Origin of the sequence: Candidatus Nanosynbacter sp. TM7-074, assembly GCF_041006295.1 — a bacterium.
GTDB lineage: Bacteria > Patescibacteriota > Saccharimonadia > Saccharimonadales > Saccharimonadaceae > Nanosynbacter.
The window spans coordinates 510,690-531,390 of the sequence record NZ_CP158487.1; the positions used below are offsets into that span (position 1 = coordinate 510,690).

Annotated in this window: 20 protein-coding genes; 3 read left to right on the top strand and 17 right to left on the bottom strand. The window is 44.4% G+C overall.

The features are described from left to right. Window positions 1-12: 12 nt before the first annotated feature. Complete coding sequence (gene trxA, locus TM074_RS02710) at window positions 13-342, bottom strand: thioredoxin (RefSeq protein ID WP_369000172.1); 330 nt, start codon at window positions 340-342, stop codon at window positions 13-15. Further along, window positions 342-734 carry a Fur family transcriptional regulator gene (locus TM074_RS02715; protein WP_369000173.1) on the bottom strand — a complete coding sequence of 131 codons (393 nt, stop codon included), beginning with the start codon at window positions 732-734 and terminating at the stop codon, window positions 342-344. The genes trxA and TM074_RS02715 overlap by 1 nt, the downstream gene beginning before the upstream one ends. Window positions 735-986: 252 nt before the next feature. Here TM074_RS02715 and TM074_RS02720 point away from each other — a divergent pair, with 252 nt between their 5' ends. Both TM074_RS02720 and TM074_RS02725 read left to right on the top strand, forming a co-directional pair. Then, window positions 987-2,759, top strand: coding sequence for an ABC transporter ATP-binding protein (locus TM074_RS02720; RefSeq protein WP_369000174.1), 1,773 nt, complete (start codon window positions 987-989; stop codon window positions 2,757-2,759). Window positions 2,760-2,797: 38 nt separating this feature from the next. Continuing rightward, entirely contained in the window at window positions 2,798-3,448 is a 651-nt protein-coding gene (locus TM074_RS02725; RefSeq protein ID WP_369000175.1) for a DedA family protein, read from the top strand. A 2-nt stretch (window positions 3,449-3,450) separates the two neighbouring features. Here TM074_RS02725 and uvrA read toward each other — a convergent pair whose 3' ends face one another. From uvrA to TM074_RS02790, 13 genes are all read right to left on the bottom strand, one after another. Next, window positions 3,451-6,261, bottom strand: coding sequence for an excinuclease ABC subunit UvrA (uvrA, locus tag TM074_RS02730; protein ID WP_369000176.1), 2,811 nt, complete (start codon window positions 6,259-6,261; stop codon window positions 3,451-3,453). 138 nt (window positions 6,262-6,399) lie between these two features. After that, window positions 6,400-6,630: a hypothetical protein gene (locus tag TM074_RS02735; RefSeq protein WP_369000177.1), complete on the bottom strand. Its 231-nt coding sequence runs from the start codon at window positions 6,628-6,630 to the stop codon at window positions 6,400-6,402. Window positions 6,631-6,843: 213 nt separating this feature from the next. Continuing rightward, window positions 6,844-8,406, bottom strand: coding sequence for a WD40/YVTN/BNR-like repeat-containing protein (locus TM074_RS02740; protein WP_369000178.1), 1,563 nt, complete (start codon window positions 8,404-8,406; stop codon window positions 6,844-6,846). Between the two features lie 64 nt (window positions 8,407-8,470). Next, window positions 8,471-9,439 (bottom strand): exodeoxyribonuclease I, encoded by a 969-nt coding sequence (sbcB, locus tag TM074_RS02745; protein WP_369000179.1) that lies wholly within the window; start codon window positions 9,437-9,439, stop codon window positions 8,471-8,473. After that, a complete protein-coding gene (locus TM074_RS02750; RefSeq protein ID WP_369000180.1) occupies window positions 9,432-9,890 on the bottom strand; it encodes an exonuclease domain-containing protein in 459 nt (152 codons plus the stop codon). The genes sbcB and TM074_RS02750 overlap by 8 nt, the downstream gene beginning before the upstream one ends. 38 nt (window positions 9,891-9,928) lie before the next feature. Beyond that, complete coding sequence (gene obgE / locus TM074_RS02755) at window positions 9,929-11,248, bottom strand: GTPase ObgE (RefSeq protein ID WP_369000181.1); 1,320 nt, start codon at window positions 11,246-11,248, stop codon at window positions 9,929-9,931. A 59-nt stretch (window positions 11,249-11,307) separates the two neighbouring features. After that, the gene (locus tag TM074_RS02760) at window positions 11,308-11,544 is read right to left on the bottom strand and encodes a CHAP domain-containing protein (RefSeq protein WP_369000182.1); all 237 of its coding nucleotides are present in this window, start codon (window positions 11,542-11,544) and stop codon (window positions 11,308-11,310) included. Continuing rightward, complete coding sequence (locus TM074_RS02765) at window positions 11,537-12,109, bottom strand: LysM peptidoglycan-binding domain-containing protein (RefSeq protein ID WP_369000183.1); 573 nt, start codon at window positions 12,107-12,109, stop codon at window positions 11,537-11,539. Before TM074_RS02765 ends, TM074_RS02760 begins: the two co-directional genes overlap by 8 nt. Window positions 12,110-12,158: 49 nt before the next feature. Further along, window positions 12,159-12,404: a hypothetical protein gene (locus TM074_RS02770; RefSeq protein ID WP_369000184.1), complete on the bottom strand. Its 246-nt coding sequence runs from the start codon at window positions 12,402-12,404 to the stop codon at window positions 12,159-12,161. A 326-nt stretch (window positions 12,405-12,730) separates the two neighbouring features. Beyond that, window positions 12,731-13,807 carry an endolytic transglycosylase MltG gene (gene mltG, locus TM074_RS02775; RefSeq protein ID WP_369000185.1) on the bottom strand — a complete coding sequence of 359 codons (1,077 nt, stop codon included), beginning with the start codon at window positions 13,805-13,807 and terminating at the stop codon, window positions 12,731-12,733. Continuing rightward, window positions 13,794-14,207, bottom strand: coding sequence for a Holliday junction resolvase RuvX (gene ruvX / locus TM074_RS02780; RefSeq protein WP_369000186.1), 414 nt, complete (start codon window positions 14,205-14,207; stop codon window positions 13,794-13,796). The genes mltG and ruvX overlap by 14 nt, the downstream gene beginning before the upstream one ends. Then, entirely contained in the window at window positions 14,197-15,825 is a 1,629-nt protein-coding gene (locus TM074_RS02785) for a hypothetical protein (RefSeq protein ID WP_369000187.1), read from the bottom strand. The genes ruvX and TM074_RS02785 overlap by 11 nt, the downstream gene beginning before the upstream one ends. 1 nt (window position 15,826) lies before the next feature. Next, window positions 15,827-17,089, bottom strand: a complete 1,263-nt coding sequence (locus tag TM074_RS02790) for a cell division FtsA domain-containing protein (RefSeq protein ID WP_369000188.1) — start codon at window positions 17,087-17,089, stop codon at window positions 15,827-15,829. Window positions 17,090-17,166: 77 nt separating this feature from the next. Here TM074_RS02790 and TM074_RS02795 point away from each other — a divergent pair, with 77 nt between their 5' ends. Next, a complete protein-coding gene (locus tag TM074_RS02795) occupies window positions 17,167-18,006 on the top strand; it encodes a hypothetical protein (protein WP_369000189.1) in 840 nt (279 codons plus the stop codon). On the opposite strand, the gene TM074_RS02800 is transcribed toward TM074_RS02795, so the two are convergent. Then, entirely contained in the window at window positions 17,987-19,870 is a 1,884-nt protein-coding gene (locus TM074_RS02800) for an alanine--tRNA ligase (RefSeq protein ID WP_369000190.1), read from the bottom strand. The genes TM074_RS02795 and TM074_RS02800 overlap by 20 nt on opposite strands. A 76-nt stretch (window positions 19,871-19,946) precedes the next feature. Then, window positions 19,947-20,651: a hypothetical protein gene (locus TM074_RS02805; RefSeq protein WP_369000191.1), complete on the bottom strand. Its 705-nt coding sequence runs from the start codon at window positions 20,649-20,651 to the stop codon at window positions 19,947-19,949. Window positions 20,652-20,701: the final 50 nt, after the last annotated feature.

Consider the following 20,701-nt stretch of genomic DNA (forward strand, 5'->3'; position numbering starts at 1 on the left):
TTGACTTAATTTCTACTTTGTGGCTTTCTCTAAAGCATCGATCAGCGTTTGCTTCGGTTTCATGCCAATCATCTCCTCAACAATTTCACCGCCAACAAAAACCTTCATATTCGGAATACCCTGCACACGATAATCCATAGCCAACTGCGCATTCTCCTGGCTGGCTTCAGTATCGACTTTGACAACATCAAACTCAGTCTCTTCAGCAATTTGATGCAAGATTGGCGCCATCGCTCGACATGGTGGACACCATGGCGCCCAAAAATCAACCAGCACCGGCTTATTGCTTTTTAGTACTTTCTCTTCAAATTCTTGTTTTGTTGTAATCTCATATAACGCCATTATTTCCTCCTTTTCTGGCATTTTTTACACGTCCCCATTATTACTAACGGTCCATCAAAATAACAATCATCCATTTCACATGCAATTTGCTTTTTCACTTCTTCTGCAATTATGATATCTCGCAAATTATCACAATTATCGCACAAAAAATGATCGTGTGGATCTACGCAAGCATCATAACGCAGACAGCCTCGCTTTGTCGGCGGAGCCAAGCCAATCAGCCCATCTCCATGTAGACGTTGAGTAACGCGGTGCACTGTCGTGTTACTAACATCAGGGTAAGTATCTCGCAACACCTGAGCAATCTCCGAATTTGTCGCATGATGTTTATTTTTTAACATCACCAGCACGTCGTTCGTGTATTTTGTTAAGCGCCTAACTACTTGCGTCATGTTACTATTGTAAATTATTTACAATAAATAAACAAGTGTTCTATAGCAACAATTGACTTAAGATAGCTAATTCAATATAATAACCCAAGTCTATGAACTCAAATGAGTTCCTCTAATCAAGTTTCATTCATTTATAGTAAATCAACGAGCTGCTGTGACATGGTTGTTCACGAAAGAGTTATTCGTTAGCGACCAAGTATCCGCCAATAAACAACCAAGCTCATAAATGTCTCTTCATAGAAAGGAGCCAATTTGAAAAATAAATTAAATAACAAAGAAATATTAAGTTTATTTTGGCAAGCATCATCACCTTATAAACACCGTCGAAACTTAACGATATTTTTTGCAATCGTCACACTTGCCGTTACTATTTTTGTTGGTCCGTTGATTATTGCCCAACTATTAAGCATTATCCAACATAACCAGCTACACGATTCTAATAATTTATGGATGTTAATTGGCCTATACGGCGTCAGTCAATTATGGTCAAGCGTCATCGGCTGGCGTTTAGTCTTATACCTTGCCTGGACATTTGAAACCGCCATGCAGCGAGATTTATATGTACGATGTTTTAGCAAATTAACTAATCAAACTATGTTTTTCCACTCCAGCAAATTCAGTGGTTCACTAGTCAGTCAAACCAACAAATTAAGCGGCGCTACCGAGCGTTTTTGGGATACCATTATTTGGTCAATTTTGCCCCTAGTTATTTCCCTGATTGGCTCAATCATCGTCCTATCTACTCTACTCTGGCAATACGCATTATTCCTACTAATTCTCTCGATTGTCTTTAGTGTTGTCGTCTATTACGGATCTAAGCCAATGGCTAGATTGAACAAGAAGGAGGCTAAAGCTAGCAATAAGTTAAGCGGACAATTGGCGGATGTGCTTTCAAATGTTTTGGCCGTAAAGTCATCTGGTGCTGAAACGACAGAACAGCAGCATTTCAAAAAAACTGTTAACTCATGGCGCAGCGCCAGCCTTGATACAATGCATGGATTTCTAAAAGTCAGCACTGTCTACTCAACTATTAACATGTCAATTAAAATAGGAGCAATTGCCTTTGCGGTATATGCCGCTCAGCATAACCTAGTTTCAGTAGCCGCAGTCTACCTTATCATCACTTATACCAGTAGTGTCGCCCACGAACTATGGAACATGAACGGCATTATGCGTAGCTATAACCGTATCATTGGTGACGCCCACGAGATGGTAGAAATTCTTAAAGCACCAACGACGCTAGTTGACCGCAGCGACAAAAAACTAAAAATTAAACGCGGCGGCATTGTCATGCACAATGTGACCTTTACGCACGACGAAGGCCAAGGCGATACCTTGTTTCATGATTTCTCGCTCAATATTCAGCCAGGTGAAAAAATTGGCTTAGTCGGATCAAGCGGGTCTGGCAAAACTACCCTCACCAAATTATTGTTACGGTTTGCCGATATTGACTCAGGAGAGATTGCCATTGATGCGCAAAACATCGCCGAAGTTACTCAGGCAAGCCTGCGCGAACAAATCGCCTACGTGCCACAAGAGCCACTACTATTTCACCGTTCGGTGCGTGAAAATATCGCTTACGGCCGACCTGACGCAACTGATACTGAAATTGAACGTGCTGCTAAAAAAGCTGGCGCCTATGATTTCATCATCAAGCTGCAAGACGGTTTTGACACGCTAGTCGGCGAACGCGGCGTGAAACTTTCAGGTGGACAGCGTCAGCGCATCGCCATCGCCCGAGCATTACTAAAAGATGCACCAATTTTGGTACTTGACGAGGCGACCTCAGCATTAGACTCAGAATCAGAAGCACTAATCCAAAAGTCGCTGGAAACTTTAATGAAGGGCCGAACTTCAATTGTCATCGCTCATCGCTTATCAACCATTGCCAAGCTGGATCGTATAATTGTCTTAGAAAACGGGCACATCGTTGAAGACGGTTCACACGAGCAGCTGCTTGCCAAAAAACATGGCGTTTATGCCAAGCTGTGGGCACGACAGTCCGGCGGATTCATTGAAGAGTAGGCAAATTTATCGCATTATGATTATGCTATAATTGACGTATGGAATCTTTCATTCACTTGATTACAAGCTTTGGTGTAATAGCAATTTTATTAGTAGTTTTTGCAGAGTCTGGACTGTTGATTGGATTTGTATTACCGGGCGACAGTTTGCTTTTCACTTCTGGATATATGGTGCAACAAAATATTCTACATATTGATATTCATGTTTTTGCACTTTTAATTTTTATCGCAGCAGTACTAGGAGACAGTGTTGGCTATAGTTTCGGTCATAAAGTTGGGAGAAAATTATTCGAGAAAGAAAACTCTCGCTTTTTCAAGAAAAAGTATTTAGAGCAAACCGAAAAATTTTACGATAAGCATGGCTCGGTGACAATTGTTCTGGCTAGATTCGTGCCGATTGTGAGAACTTTTGCACCAATTGTTGCCGGCGCCAGTAAAATGCATTATAAAACTTTCCTATCCTTTAATATTGTGGGAGGTTTTCTATGGTCATCGCTATTTGTCTATCTAGGTTTTTATGCCGGCGAATTCCTCACCAAAGCTGGTGTTAACATCGAAGTCGCCGCAATCCTCATCATCTTCTTGTCAGTCCTGCCAATGCTTATCCACGCTCTTAAACAGCCAAACACTCGCGCTCTACTGCGCAAACAACTACTGATACTACTTACAAAAACTAAACGTAAGAGATAAACCTAAAGCATTTTCTTAAGATACCTACCAGTAAAGGACTCTGGTATTTTAGTGATATCTTCCGGAGTGCCGCTAGCCACCACCGTACCGCCACCAATTCCACCTTCAGGCCCCATATCAATCACCCAGTCAGCCGACTTGATGACATCCAGATTATGCTCAATAATAATCATACTATTACCGCCGTCAACCAGCTGCTGCAAAATCCCCAGCAATCGCTTAACGTCAGCCGAGTGAAGCCCGGTTGTTGGCTCGTCCAGAATATACATAGTTTTTCCAGTGGATCGCTTAGAAAGTTCTGTCGCCAGTTTAATCCGCTGCGCCTCACCACCAGAAAAAGTAGTTGCCGGCTGACCGAGCTTAATATAGCCCAGACCAACTTCCACTAACGTCTGTAATTTCCGAGCAATATTAGGCACGCTGTCAAAAAAGCTCGCAGCCTGGTCAATCGTCATATCTAATACGTCAGCAATTGTCTTATCTTTATATTTAATCTCCAACGCCTCACGGTTATAGCGTTTGCCATGACATTCGTCACACTGAACATAAACATCCGGTAAAAAGTGCATTTCAATTTTTATCACACCATCACCCTGGCAATTTTCACAGCGACCGCCCTTGACATTAAAACTGAACCGCCCAGCTTTATAGCCGCGAACATTAGCCTCAGGCGTGCTAGCAAATAGCTCACGAATTGGCGTAAAAATGCCAGTGTAGGTTGCTGGATTAGAGCGCGGAGTACGTCCAATTGGTGACTGGTCGATGACGATAGCTTTATCCAGCAGGTTAACACCATCAATTGTTTTATGTAGACCAGGCGCCGTAGTTGACCTATTAAGTCGCGCCGCGAGCTCACGAGCTACAATATCGTTAACTAGTGTCGATTTACCGCTACCCGAAACTCCGGACACCACTGTCATTAGCCCCAGCGGAAACGCCACATCGATATTCTTCAGATTATTTTCGCGAGCACCCCGAACAACCAATTGCCTATCCTTCATAATCTTACGACGCTTTTTTGGTACGGCAATTTTTTCTGCACCCGATAAATAACGTCCTGTGATGCTATCTTGATTTTTTGCCACAACATCAGGTGCACCCGTTGCCACTACTCGACCACCGTTCACGCCAGCGCCCGGTCCCATATCAACCAGAAAATCACTTTGCCGAATGGTGTCTTCGTCATGCTCAACTACTAGCACAGAATTACCTAAATCGCGAAGACGTTTTAGCATGTCAATCAATTTGTCATTGTCACGTTGATGCAAGCCAATTGACGGCTCATCAAGCACGTAAAGCACGCCCTGTAGCCCAGCCCCAATCTGCGTCGCTAGCCTAATTCGCTGCGCCTCGCCACCGCTTAACGTATTAGCCGCCCGACTTAGCTCCAAATAGTTCAATCCAACATTACTCATAAACGTCAAGCGCGACTTAATCTCCTTTAAAATAAGCCGCGCAATGGACATCTCTTGCTCAGTTAGATTCAACTTATCAAACAAATCCAATGCATCATCGACGCTCAAATCGCACACATCGACAATATTCAAATCATGGACCGTGACCGCCAAAACCGCTGGCTTTAAGCGCGCACCCTTACACACATAACAATCCCGCTCTCGCATAAACCGCTCAATATCCCGCCGCACAAAATCACTATCGGTCTCTCGCCAGCGCCGTTCCAAATTAGGAATAACCCCCTCATACGTCGTTTCGTAGTGTCGCCCACCACCCAGCTCAACACGATATTTCTGATCGCCAGTACCGTATAGAATTTTCTGCTTAACATCATCAGGTAATTTGCCCACCGGTACTCGCAAGCTAAAATCATGAACCTTGCCCACAGACGCCAGCCGCTTCATATTCCAAGCATCAGAGTTCATACGATTATACGGCCGAATCGCACCCTCAGAAATTGTCAAATTATTATTAAAAACCAATTCCGGGTCAATCTCTAGCCTCGACCCCAGACCAGTACACGTTGGACAAGCACCCTGCGGAGCGTTAAAACTGAACAACCTTGGCTCTAACTCTGGAATCTCGACGTCAGGATGGTCAACACAAGCATATCGTTGCGAAAAGGTTTTTATATCACCACTATCAGCCTCTAAAACCTCGAGGACTCCTTGCCCAAGTTCTAGCGCTTGCTCGACGCTCTGACTCAAACGTGAACGCATCTCACCGCTCAGAGCTAATCGATCAACCACCAACTCAATATTATGCTTGTAACTTTTTTGCAATTCCGGAAACTCATCTAGCGCATACACTACGCCATCAACGCGCACTCTGGCATAACCAAGCCGCTGATATTGCTCTGGAATATGCGCAAACTCACCCTTTTTATTTTTGACAATTGGCGCCAATAGTAAAATTCGCTTATCAACAAATTGCCGTAAAATCTCATCAATAATCGTCTCAGCCGTGCGCCGTGTCACTTCATTGCCACAAACTGGACAATGCGGTACGCCAATTCTGGCAAACAATAGCCGCAAATAGTCATAAATTTCTGTCACCGTCGCCACTGTGGAGCGCGGGTTGCGGCTAGTTGATTTCTGGTCAATCGAAATAGCTGGGCTTAGCCCTTCAATTGAATCAACATCAGGCTTGTCCATGGTCCCTAAAAACTGACGAGCGTAAGAGTTTAGGCTTTCCATATAACGGCGCTGACCCTCGGCGTAAATTGTATCAAACGCCAAACTAGATTTGCCCGATCCACTCAGCCCTGTAATTACCACTAATTTATCACGTGGAATCTCAATATCCACGTTCCTTAAATTATGTTCACGAGCGCCTTTGACGCGAATCACCTCTGCCATAACCGCTATATTATACAGGTTTTTAACTAATTTTTCCAGCCTAAGCGCTAATGTAAATCTAATTTAAAACATATTATGCTTATGATTGCAAGTGAATATCTTATTTGTTACAGTTAAACTTATGAGAAAGTTGGGCGTTTACTTAATTGTGATATCTGGAGCGATATTAATCGCACCGTTTATGGTTGACCAACTATTTTTCTTCTTTTTCATCGGCAAAATACCCTTCACCGACATCCACTTATCAGCAATTTCGATGGTTATTTTTTGGGCGGCCACCATACCACTAGCTATTATTCTCAGAAAGTCGTTATCGGCGCTAGTTTGGAAAACTATTGACATCGCTAGCGAACTCACCCAACGACGCATAAATCGGACATTTCGTCAGTTTACGCCAGATCGAAAAAACGAACTTGCTCTAGTGGCGACTTACCTTCTTTACCAAACAAAGAAGAGCGAGCCTGGCTCCAATATTGAACCTCAAAAGCTCGCTCCGTCTTTAACTTAATTAGTCATTAATTAAATATATCGTTTTAAGACTATTCCGCCGGCAATAACTACGATAGCTAAACCGCCAATCACCTAAACAGAAGCTCCCGTATTGGCAAGACCTCCAGATTTACCACCCTTAGGAGTGATGCCTGCTGGATTAGATACTGCACCCGCTGGAGTAGCTGGAGATGCAGGATCATTCACTACGCCGAAATAAACTGGGTCAGTAATGACACTGTTTGCAGTATGGTCATCGTCATTATTAGCACCGTCGACCGCTTTATATGACACTGTCGTAACTGTCTTACCGGCAATAGTTTCATTTTTAATTACAGCTTGGCTAGTTATATCCTGTAGATTAGCCGCAGCTGAGTCCTTTTTATAAACTCGCACCTTCGAAACATCATATTGGCTCGCAAGAGACACGGTAATATCTGACGAAGCCGACACTTGGGTACAATTAATATTGAATGATAAGCCTCCCAAAATCTTTACTCGCGCCTCGGTAGGTGTAATACCGTCAGCAGACAGAGGCTTAACTGATGAGGCGACAATGTCATAGCAACGAAGCGATTTAGCCGTAATAGTAGACTTAGCCACTGCATTATCTGTGTTTGCCGGAGCGGGCTTTGTGCTTACGTCAAAAGTCTTAGTCTGAGGTAATTGTAGTGTGCCTAAACGATAGATGTTATTATTTGCTGCTGCAAAGATCTTAGAACCATCAGCAGTCATTGAAATAGAGCCACCCTCAAAAATATCATTACCCCAATCTTGCCAAGTTTTACCGCCGTCGACCGATATGTTTACTGGCCTCCATGTAGGAGATGATCCCCTTGGCTCAAAAGTAGCAAATAACCTCTTACCATCATCGCTAACGCCCAGATGCTCAGGTCCATTATCACTAGCCTGCCCTGGCATCGGAGAAACAGAATTCCAGCTGCGCCCCCCATCTACTGAAAGCTTAGTGCCATTAAATATACCGCTACCATTAGTACTGAAGGAAGCTTCGTCAGCAGCGCCATCTTTAATAACCTCCCAGGTTGCACCATAGTCAGTTGATTGCTTTACTAGGTCATCATACTGATCCATGTAAATCATTTTACCGTTATTAAACACAGCATTAGGACACTCATTACCCTTCTGCCCCCATGTCTGACCATTATCTGTGGAGACATACAGAGGTCCGCCATACCCACACTTAGTCAAAGTAGAGCCGTCAGGACTCATGCGTAGACCTGCATCACTTTCTACTGGCGCAGCTGGAGTTGTCCAGCTGTTACCGCCATCAGTGGATACATGAATGTTATTTTGTCCATATTTGCCTTTTACTACCAATTTAGAGCCGTCTGTATTTGTCAATAAGTTAATTGCCCCTTCTGGCGCTGCGCTACTGCTCCAGTTTGCGCCGCCATCAGTAGAAACCAGAAGTTTCCGATCATTAAAAGTGGTACCCTCCTGCAGCACAATTAATTTCGAACCATCAGGGCTAATACGGGACTCTTTGATATTACCGCCTGGTATCGTTATATCCTTCCAGTTATATGCAGCCTCTGCCTTAGCGAAAGGCGCAAACATCACAGCCAAAGAGACCGCAGACACAGCAAAGAAAATTGATATGCCTCCATATATTTTGCGTTTCTTTCTAGACGACATTAGTCACCCTCCTGTTAAGTTAATATTAATTCAAATAACATAACCATAATATCACAACCAAAGACTAAGAATCAATGACAGGTAAAACAGACTCCGCCCACAATTGCAATTCCTGCAAGATAAACTGTTGCTCGTCAGCTGCTGTCGGCGCTAAACGATGCAAAGCCGTCATAAACCCTGGCAGTTGCGCCTGCAGGTGCTGCGCCCGCCACGCTTCCCACTGAGCCAAATCGTCTTCACTGAGCGAACGCGGAAAGTTGCGTGCTTTGTAGTGCAGCAGCAGTGGCGCCAACCGTTCGTCCTGGAACTCTGGATGAAAATCAGCCAGTTCACGCTCATCAGCATTACGTATCGCCTCAATTTGCAAGCGGTCACGGTCGTTCAAAAAGCCGTCATATAGTTGCGCTTCTGGATCAGGCAATTTCTTGAAGGCTGGCTTGTTTTCAAAAATAGTCCGTAATTTTTCGGCAAAGTCCGGGTGATTCAGTAAAATATTTTGATGTTTCTGCACTGTCTTTAGATCAAGCGAAATCTTCTGCCAGCCATCGCCTTGTTCCAGCACACCCAGCGGCGCTACCGCCGGACAGCGATTGTACTGCAACTCTTTGACTGGCAATTTGACGAAGTTCTCAGCTTGCCGCTCTTCCCGCGAAGCAAAGATTTTCTTCGATAATTCTTCAGTACTCAGCTCAACAAACGGCGTCGGATCATAGCGCAAGTCATAGACAACCACACCGCCGTTTCGACTGGTCGTCAGTGGAAAGGCCACCGTGGTTTTGGCAAATTCTTTATCGTAACGCCCGCTGGCATAGACAAACGGTTTTTTATCGTCGACGTTAACCAGCTGTTGGACTACTTTTTTATCACGCATTTTCAGCAAATAATTATACAGCTGCGGCTGTTTTTGCTTGATCAATTTCGTCACGGCAATCAGTGCCGTCACATCCGCCAAGGCATCGTGGGCATTCTCGTGTGCTATGCCGTTGGCGCTAGTGATTAATTCCAAACGATTGCTTGGCTCACCTTTAGTCATCAAGCGACCAATTAATTCCCTCCGGTCTGAGCGCCCGCGTCAATCGCACCACATCCAGCAAATCCCAACGCGAGCGACCGTCTTTCCAGCTCCACTCGTACGGATCATGAAAATTACGCCACAACAAATGACGAATAAATTCGTCGTCAAACCGAATGTTATTAAAACCAACCGCAACGGTATCAGGCGTAAAAATCTCCTCACTCAGCATCCGTGCAAACTGTGCCTCACTGTAGCCTTCCTCGACCGTTTTTTGCGGCGTGATACCAGTCACCATCAGCGCATCAGGACTCGGCAAGGTATCATCATTCAGCGTCACCAGTAGTTTATACGGCTCACCAATTGGCTCAAGGTCCATGTCCGTTCGCTGCCCAGCAAACTGCATGATGCGGTCTTGCCGCGGGTTTAGTCCACTAGTCTCGAGGTCATAGAAGAAAAATGTTTGTGCCATGATTATAGTATAGCAAACCTACGAGATGACGCCCAAACCTACTGCTCAACCAGCGTAAACGGCATCGATTCGCCAATCTGCACCACAGTCTCACCCACTGCACCCTGACGAATTAGCTCGTGAGTGATGCCCATTTTTCGCATGATGTCGCGCAGGCGATTGACCGATTCAAATTGATCAAAGTTAGTGCGGCGAGCAAACTTTTCAATTTTAGGCCCGTGGATAATGAAACTAACCGCATCTTCCTCGTCCACATTTTCAGGCTCCGCACCAACAACTCGCTCTACCGTCCAAGCGTCAGACGCTGCTTGCCCATCCAAAGTAATGACTGGCAACTCATCGCCCTCTTCCTCAACCATCTCTGCCTCACGTGCTCGATAGTCCGCAACCTCACGACGCAGTAGGCGTAGCAGTTCGGTTACGCCAGTATGTGTTTGTGAGGAAATCGCCACCACTGGCGAACCATTGGCTACATTCTGAAGTGCCGTCGACTGCATAGCTATAATTTCATCGTCCAACCCTTCACATTTCGTCAAAGCGATGATCTCTGGACGCGTCGCCAATTCCTCGGAATATTTTTCCAGCTCACGGCGAATAGTCTGGTATTTCTCCGCTGGATCATCACTATACGCGTCAATCATGTGCAGTAACACGGCCGTCCGCTCAACGTGACGAAGGAACTGGTCACCCAAGCCCTTGCCTTCCGACGCACCCTCAATCAACCCTGGAATATCAGCGATCAAAATTGAGCCATCATCAACATCCGCCACGCCCAGATTTGGCGTCAACGTCGTGAACTCGTAATTAGCGATCTCTGGTCGGGCGTTAGAAACCACGCTCAAGAAGGTCGATTTACCAGCATTAGGAAAGCCAACCAAGCCGACGTCGGCCAATAATTTCAATTCCAACTCCGCCTCAAATTCTTCACCTGCCTCACCAAGTTCAGCAATCTTTGGTGCTTGGCGGGTGCTGGACGTAAAATGTGCGTTACCAAAACCACCGTCACCGCCGCGGGCAACGACTGCCTGCTGCTGGTCCACTGTCAAATCCGCCACCACCTTGCCGTCACGCTTGACCAATGTACCTATCGGCACTTTGACGACCAGTGGTGATCCGCTCTTGCCACGCTTTTTACGCTTACTGCCGTCCTCACCATTTTCCGCTTTCAGCTCTGGCTTATAGCGAAAGTTAAGCAGCGTATTCAGGTCTTTGGTCGCCAAAAACACCACATCACCGCCACGTCCACCGTCGCCACCATCAGGACCACCCTTGTCAACATATTTCTCATGTCGAAAACTGACCGCGCCATTGCCGCCCCTGCCAGCTCGAACAAAAACTTTTGCGATATCAACAAACATGATCTAATTATACCAGAAAACACCCCATCAGTCGACGGGGTGTCGTATTGGTGTCATGATTAAAATTTTAGTGTATGAATAAACTTATAGCGACCAACCTCGGCAAGAGATATGGTACGAGAAGAAATAACATTGTAACCTGCATAGTTCATATCTGAAACATATATATTATGACCATCTACCCGCTCCACGATACCAACATGTCCGTAACCATAACCGCCCCAAGTGTTCTGAATAATAGCACCCGGCACTGGTGTATTATTAACTAAGAATCCAGCCGCACGAGCACTAGTCATCCCAAGTGTTAGCGTTACCCCAGAAACTACCAATTGGACGCCCCAGCTGCAAGCGACGTTCGTAAGCATACCAAGTACAGTTACCAGCAGCATATCGGTTGCCAACAGATGCGGTCAGCCAGCTTCGGCTAGCACTAGTAGTAGACGATGATCCATGTCCATAAGAACCGTACCTACTATTACCATACGACAATCTACCGCGTGGTGCTACATAGCCTGGACGTTCAGCCTCCGGCAACTCACCTCCAGGTATCACAATACGCGCACCAGCAGTTAATTTTGATCCGTCATCAATATCGTTATATAGAACAACCCTCTCAGCGCTAGTCTTATACTTATCAGCCAAAGATTGCGCCGTATCACCATCCTTAACTGTATAAACAACACCATCAATCAGCGGAACAATAAGTGTCTTATTAGGCTCAATAGCATCTGAGGTAGTATTATTTGCCCAACGAAGCGTCTGTGGAGAAATCTTAAACTTCTTTGCAATTTTCTCTATATTGTCACCCTCTTTAGTCACATATGAAGAAATGCCACGTGCAGCAGATGTGTCAGGCTTCACAATATCAGGTTTTGTGATAACCTCAGAGTCATTCTGAGAAAGGTTTTTCTTAAGTCGTTAATGAAGTCTCTGATTCACGCAAATCACCAGCCGAAGGCAACTCTGCCGTCTCTGCCAAATTAGTCACAGCGCTAGCTGCCGCCAACTTATCCACCGAAACGGTTTTAGCTTTGACAACTCCAGATGCTGTCGATGTGCTCGCATTAGATGCTTCAGCTGATGCTAAAGTTTTTGACTTCTCAGCAACCGCATTATTACTACTGTTGCCGTAAACCAAAAATGATATAGTTAACAAAAATATTCCGCCGTAAACTACGAATGATCGCAGATTACGTTTCTTACACCGAAGAGTTATAAAATGGTTACGAATAATCGTGCTCCTTGTATCAATGTTACCACTGATACTTCTACCCAATTGTCTTTCTTCTCGCAATAGAACAGGATATGTTGTCGACCTAATTGATTATTATATTCTACATTAGTTTTGCTATATCCGTAGCGACAATTTTGGTAGGTCATTTACCATAATTTACCCTTATTGATAAATCAGACAAACGATCTACATTCCATTTTACACAACATTGACAATAAAGTCAATAAATTTTATAAGATGTGATTTTGTCAAGAAATCTGACATTTTTTCTGACAATGTGCCTTAATATTAGCCTCATGCTCTTCGTTTGTCTTCGCAAAGTACGTCACGTCGTCATCACCGCTCAGGAAGTAAAGGTAACTAGAGTCTGCCGGATTAGCTGCGGCATCTAGAGCGCTCAAGCTAGGTGTAGCAATAGGCCCAGGCGGCAAGCCTTTTTGAATGCGAGTATTATAAGGCGATTTTAGGCTTGGCGAACGCTCTAAGCCATTTTTATCAGCAATATATTGATAGGTGACATCCGAGCCCAGTTCCATATTCGCCTTCAGACGATTATAAAAAACACTAGCAATCTTTCGCTGATCCTCGCAAGTCTCAGCCCCAGAACCACAGCCGATCGACTCCCGCTGAATAATTGACGCCAGCGTAATGCCCTGATACAGAGTTAAACCGCGAGATTTAAACTTCTCTTCAAGATTGTACTTTTTCACTATTTTTTCAAACTGATTGATTGACCGCTTTAAGACCTGATCGACAGTTTCATCTAAAGAAATATAGAACGTTTCTCCATAAATATAACCTTCAAGACTGGCATTATCTGGTTTACCAGCAAAAATTGAGCTACTATATTTAGCGGCAAAAGCCTTCTTTATCTGCTCTTTTGAGAAGCCAGCTTTCAATAATACAGATTCGACTTCTCTACCATCAGAATTGTTTATCTTTTTATCTAAAGACGCACCAGGATAAAAAGTTATAGCAACCTCATCGGACTTACCACTTGTTAAATGACCAACTATTTCACTAACAGACTGAGATGGCTTTACTGAATAAACACCTGCCTTAAATTTCCCCCCCGAATTATGGAGTCTTGTATAAATTGAAAAAGCTAATGAATTCTTGATAGCCTTCCGATCTTCCAGAATTTTAGCAATATCACTAGAACCCATGCCTTCTTTAATATTAATCCTTACAGTTTGCTGGGCGCGCACATCAAAAGGCGAAATCATTTGTTTATACCAGATAGTTGCACCCAAAGCGCTCAATCCTAAAATTGCCACAATAATTGATAGCGCCAATAGCCAGATACGTCTTTTACGAATTTTCATACTTTTCCTCCAAGAAATCCTGCAAAATTATACTAGCAGCCTCTGCGTCAATCTCACCCCTATTCTTAACTTTATTTCCTAATCTTTGTTCAGCCTGCACGCTTGTTAGCGATTCATCCTGAAAAACAATTTCCGTATCCAGCTCAATGTCAGTAAACTGCTTAACAAAATCCTCCACAAATTCTGTCTGCTTAGTTGGCTCACCAGACTGGTTGCGCGGATACCCCACCACAATTACATCAATATCATGTCGCAACACCAACTCTGTTATTTCTTGGATAATTTTTTCGCTATTTTCCAGCCAACCAAACGGCACTGCAATTTTCACTTGCGAGTCTGCCATCGCCAAACCAATCCGTCGCTCACCGACGTCTAGAGCCAGAAAGTTCTTACTTGACATCTTTTATCTTAAATTCAACATTTATCTTATTGATGTCTTTTGGTACCGATTTAACCCAAAATGGCGAAAACTTAACATCAACGTCCTCAACTCCGTTAATCGACTCAATGGCCGACTGTACTTCACCGTAGCTCTTACCTTTAGCCTGGTCCTTGACGCTTTCCTCTTTAATATCAGGGCCGACTTTACCATTGGCAGTCAAGCGAACAGTTTGGGCATTTCGAGCGTTAGCAAATTGAGAAAATGCCACCTTCTCAACACCGTTATCGTAAATTCTCTGGGCTTTTTTACCAGAAATCTCGTCCTTTAGCTTCGACTCTATAAAACTCTTCAACTCATTCTTATCAACCGCTAGCATATTTGCAGTGATTGTGGATTTTAGAGTCACTGCGCCAGTGGCCTCTCCGTCGACCGCTACACTTGAGCTAGGATCTGAGCGATTTTCAGCATAGCTTTCCGTAATTGTCTTCACAGAATTACCAAATGAAGCAATCAGCTGCTCTTTCAGGCCTTCGATTTTCTTCTCGCTAAGCTTGTTTTTTGCCGCTTCTATGTCGCTAGCCGTTACGACCGTTGCCGTTTTATCAGTACCACCGCTGGTAGCAGATCGTAAGGAAGCGGAAATATCATCAACCGGAATGCTCATACTGCCAGTGGCTGCATTATACTGAGCTCCGCCCTCACTAGCGGTAATCGCTCCCGAGGCCGATCCTGCACATTTATAACCAGGGCAACTCCAATCCAGTGTTGCGCCCGGAACGTTCACGGAAGAATTTAAGGTGTAAGATAATCCACTATTCTTTAAAACCGTACCAGCTGCAATTGTTACACTACTTGAAGATGAATTCTTAAAAACCACCACTCCGGTCGCCTTTTCGCCAACGTTCTTCTTGCCTGTAGCAGAAAATTCAACACTGACTTCCTTAGCTATTTCCTTCTTAATTGACTTGATGATATTAGATTTAGCGTTCGTAGCAGCACTTTCGCTTAAACTAACCGTATCACTCACCGTCATGCTGGTAGTTTTTGCAGAAATAACAACTGTAGCATGCGGCGCAAACCAAATTGCCCAGACTAAAAACACCCCAAACAAAAGCACTCCACCACCAATCAGTAAAAACTTTTTACGAAATGCATTAAAATTAGGAACTTTCGGCTTCTTAACCATGTTTTTTAGAGAAGTTAGGCCTTTAGACTCCCTATCGTTTGCAGCAGCAATAGTACTGTCTATTGCGGCGTCATTATCTGACGATGACTTTTTTGCAGCCTCGGCCATATCACCGACAGCCAACTTGCCACCATCAATAACATCACTTTCATCATCAACTTTTAGAGCGGGAATTTCCGCAATTTCTGGTTTACTCTGGAGCGTTTTTGCTACGGGGATTTTAGCCGTGGCAGCCAAACCAGCCAGAACCGAATCATTTGTAATAATCACTATTGTTTTATCAGCCAATTTTGCCGCTCGCGCCAACAATCTTATATTAACAGCACTCTGTAAAATACCAGTCCGCCTAGGTGGTACCAGCGCAATTATCCGCTGTTTTGACGCTTTAATCTTACCAATTATGGTAGTAATGTCATCTTCTATATCGATATAAATAACGTCTTTGTTCATCTTAAATCTTTAATAACCTGTTTACTTTTTCAACTAAACTATTACCGCCCTGGCCACCGATAATTGTATCATAGCCAACTCTTAATAGTCCCATAGCCGTGACAAATGTATGGTCGCTAGCATCACCAGTTTCATCGACTATTCCTGTTACGTCGCTTGGATTAATATACTGAACGACAGGCTTTTTAGTAAAAGGTAAGTCCTCTGGCCATTGTCGCTCCTTGAGAGCTTCGGTAATCTTCTTCAGGCTAGAACCGCCACCACATAATAAAATCCTATTTGGCAAATAATCAACATTATCAAAATCACCAAGAGCTAACTCAACACCAGATAGCCAGACCTCCAAGGTTTTATCAATCGCAGCGTCAACCTTTTTCTTTACCGTAAGCTTTAACTTATCATGATCAATATTTAGCTTCAGTTTTTCCGCATCCTTAAAGCTTAAATCCAAATCAGAGGCAATAGTTCTGGTGAAGCTCCGTCCGCCAATACCAAACATTTTTGTACCCTCAACACCACCGTCATTGACCACTGCGATGTCAGTCGTACCACCACCAATATCCGCCAAGATAGCCGTAAAATTACTATCAGTATCTGAGCCCAAAACACTACGACTCACCGCGAACGGCTCGGCTGCCACCGCCACCAAGTCCAGAGCTAATTCATCGGCCACCTTTTCCAGAGCCCCAATATGAACCATCGGCGCAAATGCCGTATAAATCTGCACCGCCACGTCCCTACCCTGAAAACCAATTGGGTTTGAAACCTTATAGCCGTCAATATGAATGCTCACCAACGCCGAATTAACTAACTTCACTTCAACATCGGCATTGCCAGTCTCCAGGGCAATTTGAGCCTGAGCCTTACCTTGAGCTCGCTCCTGCACCTTCTCAATAATAAATTCCATTTCTGCGACGTCCAGCGGTTTATTTGGCTGCGGACGACGATAGCGGATAGTATTAGTTACACCTTTAACTAGCTCGCCAGCAATACCAATAACAACTCGCTTGCCCTGAACTCCAGCCTGATCTTCCGCCTCAGATAAGGCATCCTCACAGTTAGCTACCACTCCGGCAATATCAGCAATTGCGCCAGTATGCATATCGCCCATTTCCTGCTGCTTACGACCAACGCCAATAATCTTCAGCTCGTCGTCTTTGACTTCAGCAATTAACGCCTTAACCACCTCAGTACCGATGTCCAAACTAACCAATAGCTCGCGATTATCTTTATCAGACTTCTTTAACATATCTTTCAATGCCATATACCAATTATTATATAACGCTTGTGATTTTGAGGCAACAGATTGACGTATTTTATTTTTAATGTTATAATAGGGACATGTCCAATATTCTATCAAGAACCAATCATGAGCAACAGCTCTCTACCGACACAAGTAATACTATATTCAGTACAGCAGTTGATTTACTAAGATACACTGAACCAAGCGAGACATCTACAGAAGTCATTGGCTTAGATTTCGGTAGGTACAGAGAGGGACACCTGGAGGCCAAAATTAGACTAGCAGGAGACGTAGCACTTTTGGGGACCTACCTGCGGTATCATCAAAAAGACAGAACAGTCGAGACAAAACTAGGCGCAGACAATAAATGGGATATCGGAATTACATCAATAGAAAATATTGCAAATTGGTTCTGCAGTATTTGCCCATTTGACGTCGATGCAGACCCGATAAGAGAGTTAGCTTCAAAAGATGGGACATTTTCAAATGGACAACTATTGCAGTCTATAGCAGACATCATAACCTCATTTCCAAAAGAAAATGTACGCACAGATTCTGTATTCTATAATCAAAACCCGGAGATTTATGAGGTAACGGATGATATTGCAGGCGATGGAAAAGTAAGAATTGATGATAGGCTGTATAGAATCGGTGGCACTAAAAGCAAGATCGAAATAGTCGAACTCAATAAATTACCCGTAAAAGTACTCTATAAAATATCCACGCCTTACGAGTATGACGGCGTCGAGACTACTATGCACTCATCTGTAGTTATAGACAGACTAGGCAAAGGAGCGTTATCATGCCATTTCTACGACCCAGTAGATGGGTATAGTTACAATATTACGCCTAAAGATATACGCCAGCTTGAAAGAGAAATAATTGAAGATGTCGAAGCAATGGCGGCAGATAAACTATCTATCGCAAAACAGCTTTAATACGGCGAATTCCCGCCGAGCTGGACTCTTCCTTGGTGATTTTGAATCGCTTGCCACCCTCGGCCAAAACACCCGTGTGCTCGACGTGCGGACCGCCACAGATTTCGAAGCTGATGATATTGTCATCTTCGCCAATTGAATAAACCTTAACTTCTTCACCATAGCGCTCGCCAAATGCACCAATAGCGCCCATTTTTAGTGCTTCTTCAGTTGGATAGACGGCAAACTTAACAGGCAAATCAGCATCAATCCAATCATTAACCTGCTTTTCCACCGCCTGTTTTTCTTCCAAAGTTAATTTATCATGATTAAAATCAAAGCGCAGACGATCAGCAGTAATATTACTGCCGTGCTGCTGCAAATCCGGCGCATTGAGGACTTTGCGAAGCGCCGCACCCAACAAGTGCGTCGCCGTATGATACTTAAGATGAATCGGGTCGTGACCTTCGAGGCCGCCGCTAAATTGCCCCTTGCGCGCTGTCTTGGAGCGTCGGCGCTGCTCAGCCATCTTAGCATCAAATTCAGCGCGCCAATTATCAGAAAGCTTGATGCCTTGCTTATACGCCTCCTCAGTACTCAGCTCCACTGGAAAACCAAAAGTGTCATACAAGGTAAATAACTCTTCGCCAGTCAGACCATCATCAATATAATGCTGCATTTGCCTCAGACCTTTGCGCAGTGTCTGACGGAAGGACTTCTCTTCCTTAACCAACACAACGATAATTTGCTCGCGATTCTCCTTAACTTCTGGAAAATCTGCTTCATATAAATCAGCGATTACCGGCACGACCTCCTCGAGGAAATTCTGCTCAATTCCCAGATCAAAGCTGTAGCGAATCGCCCGGCGCAACAATCGGCGCATCACGTAGCCCTGCTCCTTATTACTCGGCACACAGCCATCAACCGCCATAAAAGTAGCAGCCCTCAGGTGATCGGCAATCACACGCATACTTTCGGTATGTGACGCGTAGTTTTTGCCGCTCAAATCCTGCAATTTCTCGACAATTGGCCATAGTAAGCTAATCTTGAAAACATCAGGATCGTTATTAGCCGCCGCCGCTATTCGCTCCAAACCTGAACCATGATCAATATTTGGTTTTTCTAACGATTCAAACACGCCATCGGCCACCTTTTTGTAGGCCATAAAGACGTTATTGCCAATCTCCATAAAGCGTCCACAGTCACAGTTTGGATGGCAATGCTCGCCAAAACTTTTATCGTGCTCAACCGAGGTGAACTCATAAAACATCTCGCTATCCGGCCCGCATGGATCCCCAATTGGCGTAGTTTCCGGCCCGCCATTGCGACTCCACCAGTTTTTGCTGCCATCATAGTAAAAAATCCGCTCACCTGGTTTAATGCCGCGCGCATAACCAGTTTCTTCTGAGCCGATATCAGCTTGACCGCTACTCAAACCTGCTTTTTCGTATAGTTCCGCCCAAATTTCCGCCGCCTCAGTGTCTTTCGGGATATTATAACGCTCATCACCGATGTAACAGGTGACGTAAACACGATTCATATCCAGCCCAACCTCTTCGGACAAGAATTGCCACATCCAATTGATCTGCTCTTTTTTGAAATAATCACCCAAACTCCAGTTACCGAGCATCTCAAAAAACGTCGTGTGACGATTATCACCAATGTCATCAATATCCTGCGCCCGTAAACACGTCTGCGAATCGGCAATTCGCTTCCCCTCAGAGTGTGGCTCACCAAGCAGATAAGGAATCATCGGCTGCATACCCGCACCGGTGAATAGAGTCGTTGGATCATTGGTGAGAATTAACGGGGCGCGCTTAATCACAGCATGTCCATTGCGTTGATAAAAATCGAGGTATTTTTGTCGGATAGTCTCAGCGTTCATAGAGACTATTATAGCATAGCCACCCCTAATATAATTACCCCGCCATGACTAGGCGGGGTAATTATATTGATTAAGACTAGATATTGTCTTGTCGACGCCGGCTTACTATAAATAGCACACCACCACCAAATACCGCCACCGCACCAATTGCGGCGATTACTGCAATATTCTCGCCAGTATCACTAAGCCGCAATGAGGATGCACTAGGCTTTCTATTAGTATCTTTGGCTTGTTTAGGCTGAGGTTTACGAGCATTAATCTGCGCTTGACGCGTATTCAGGGACGTCTTTATATCATTGAAGTCAGTTAGCAGACGGATACGAACAGCTTCATCCTTAATTGCATTTATCTGCCGCTCAATAACAGCCATATCAATATTTGGCATCTCATCCCGACCAAGGCTTGGGCTATTAAGCTTATCTCTGGCATCACGAAGTGAATTAGTAGCCGCGTCTTGTCGAGCAGTCTCGCTCGCAACAGCCCGACCAATTGCAGCTGCCAATGCATCAGCCTTACTTCGCACTTCTTCTACAGATGGATTTGCTGCATCATTTACAGCTTTTGCGTCAAGCAAAGCTTGCTTTACCTCTGGTTCATCCTGAATATATTGTGGCTGAGTTGGTAAGCTATTAATGATATTTTGGACCAGCTGCTTATCTGTAGTAAGTGCGGCAATTGCTGCGGCCAACTGCTGATTGGCATTGTCAATCTGCGCTTGAGAAGCATTTGCGTTGCCCAGAACAGCCTGCGCTCTCACCTTCGCGGCATTAAAATCACTCATCTTAGCGTCATTTATCTTGCCATCAATAGTTTGCGGATCATTTGCGCGAT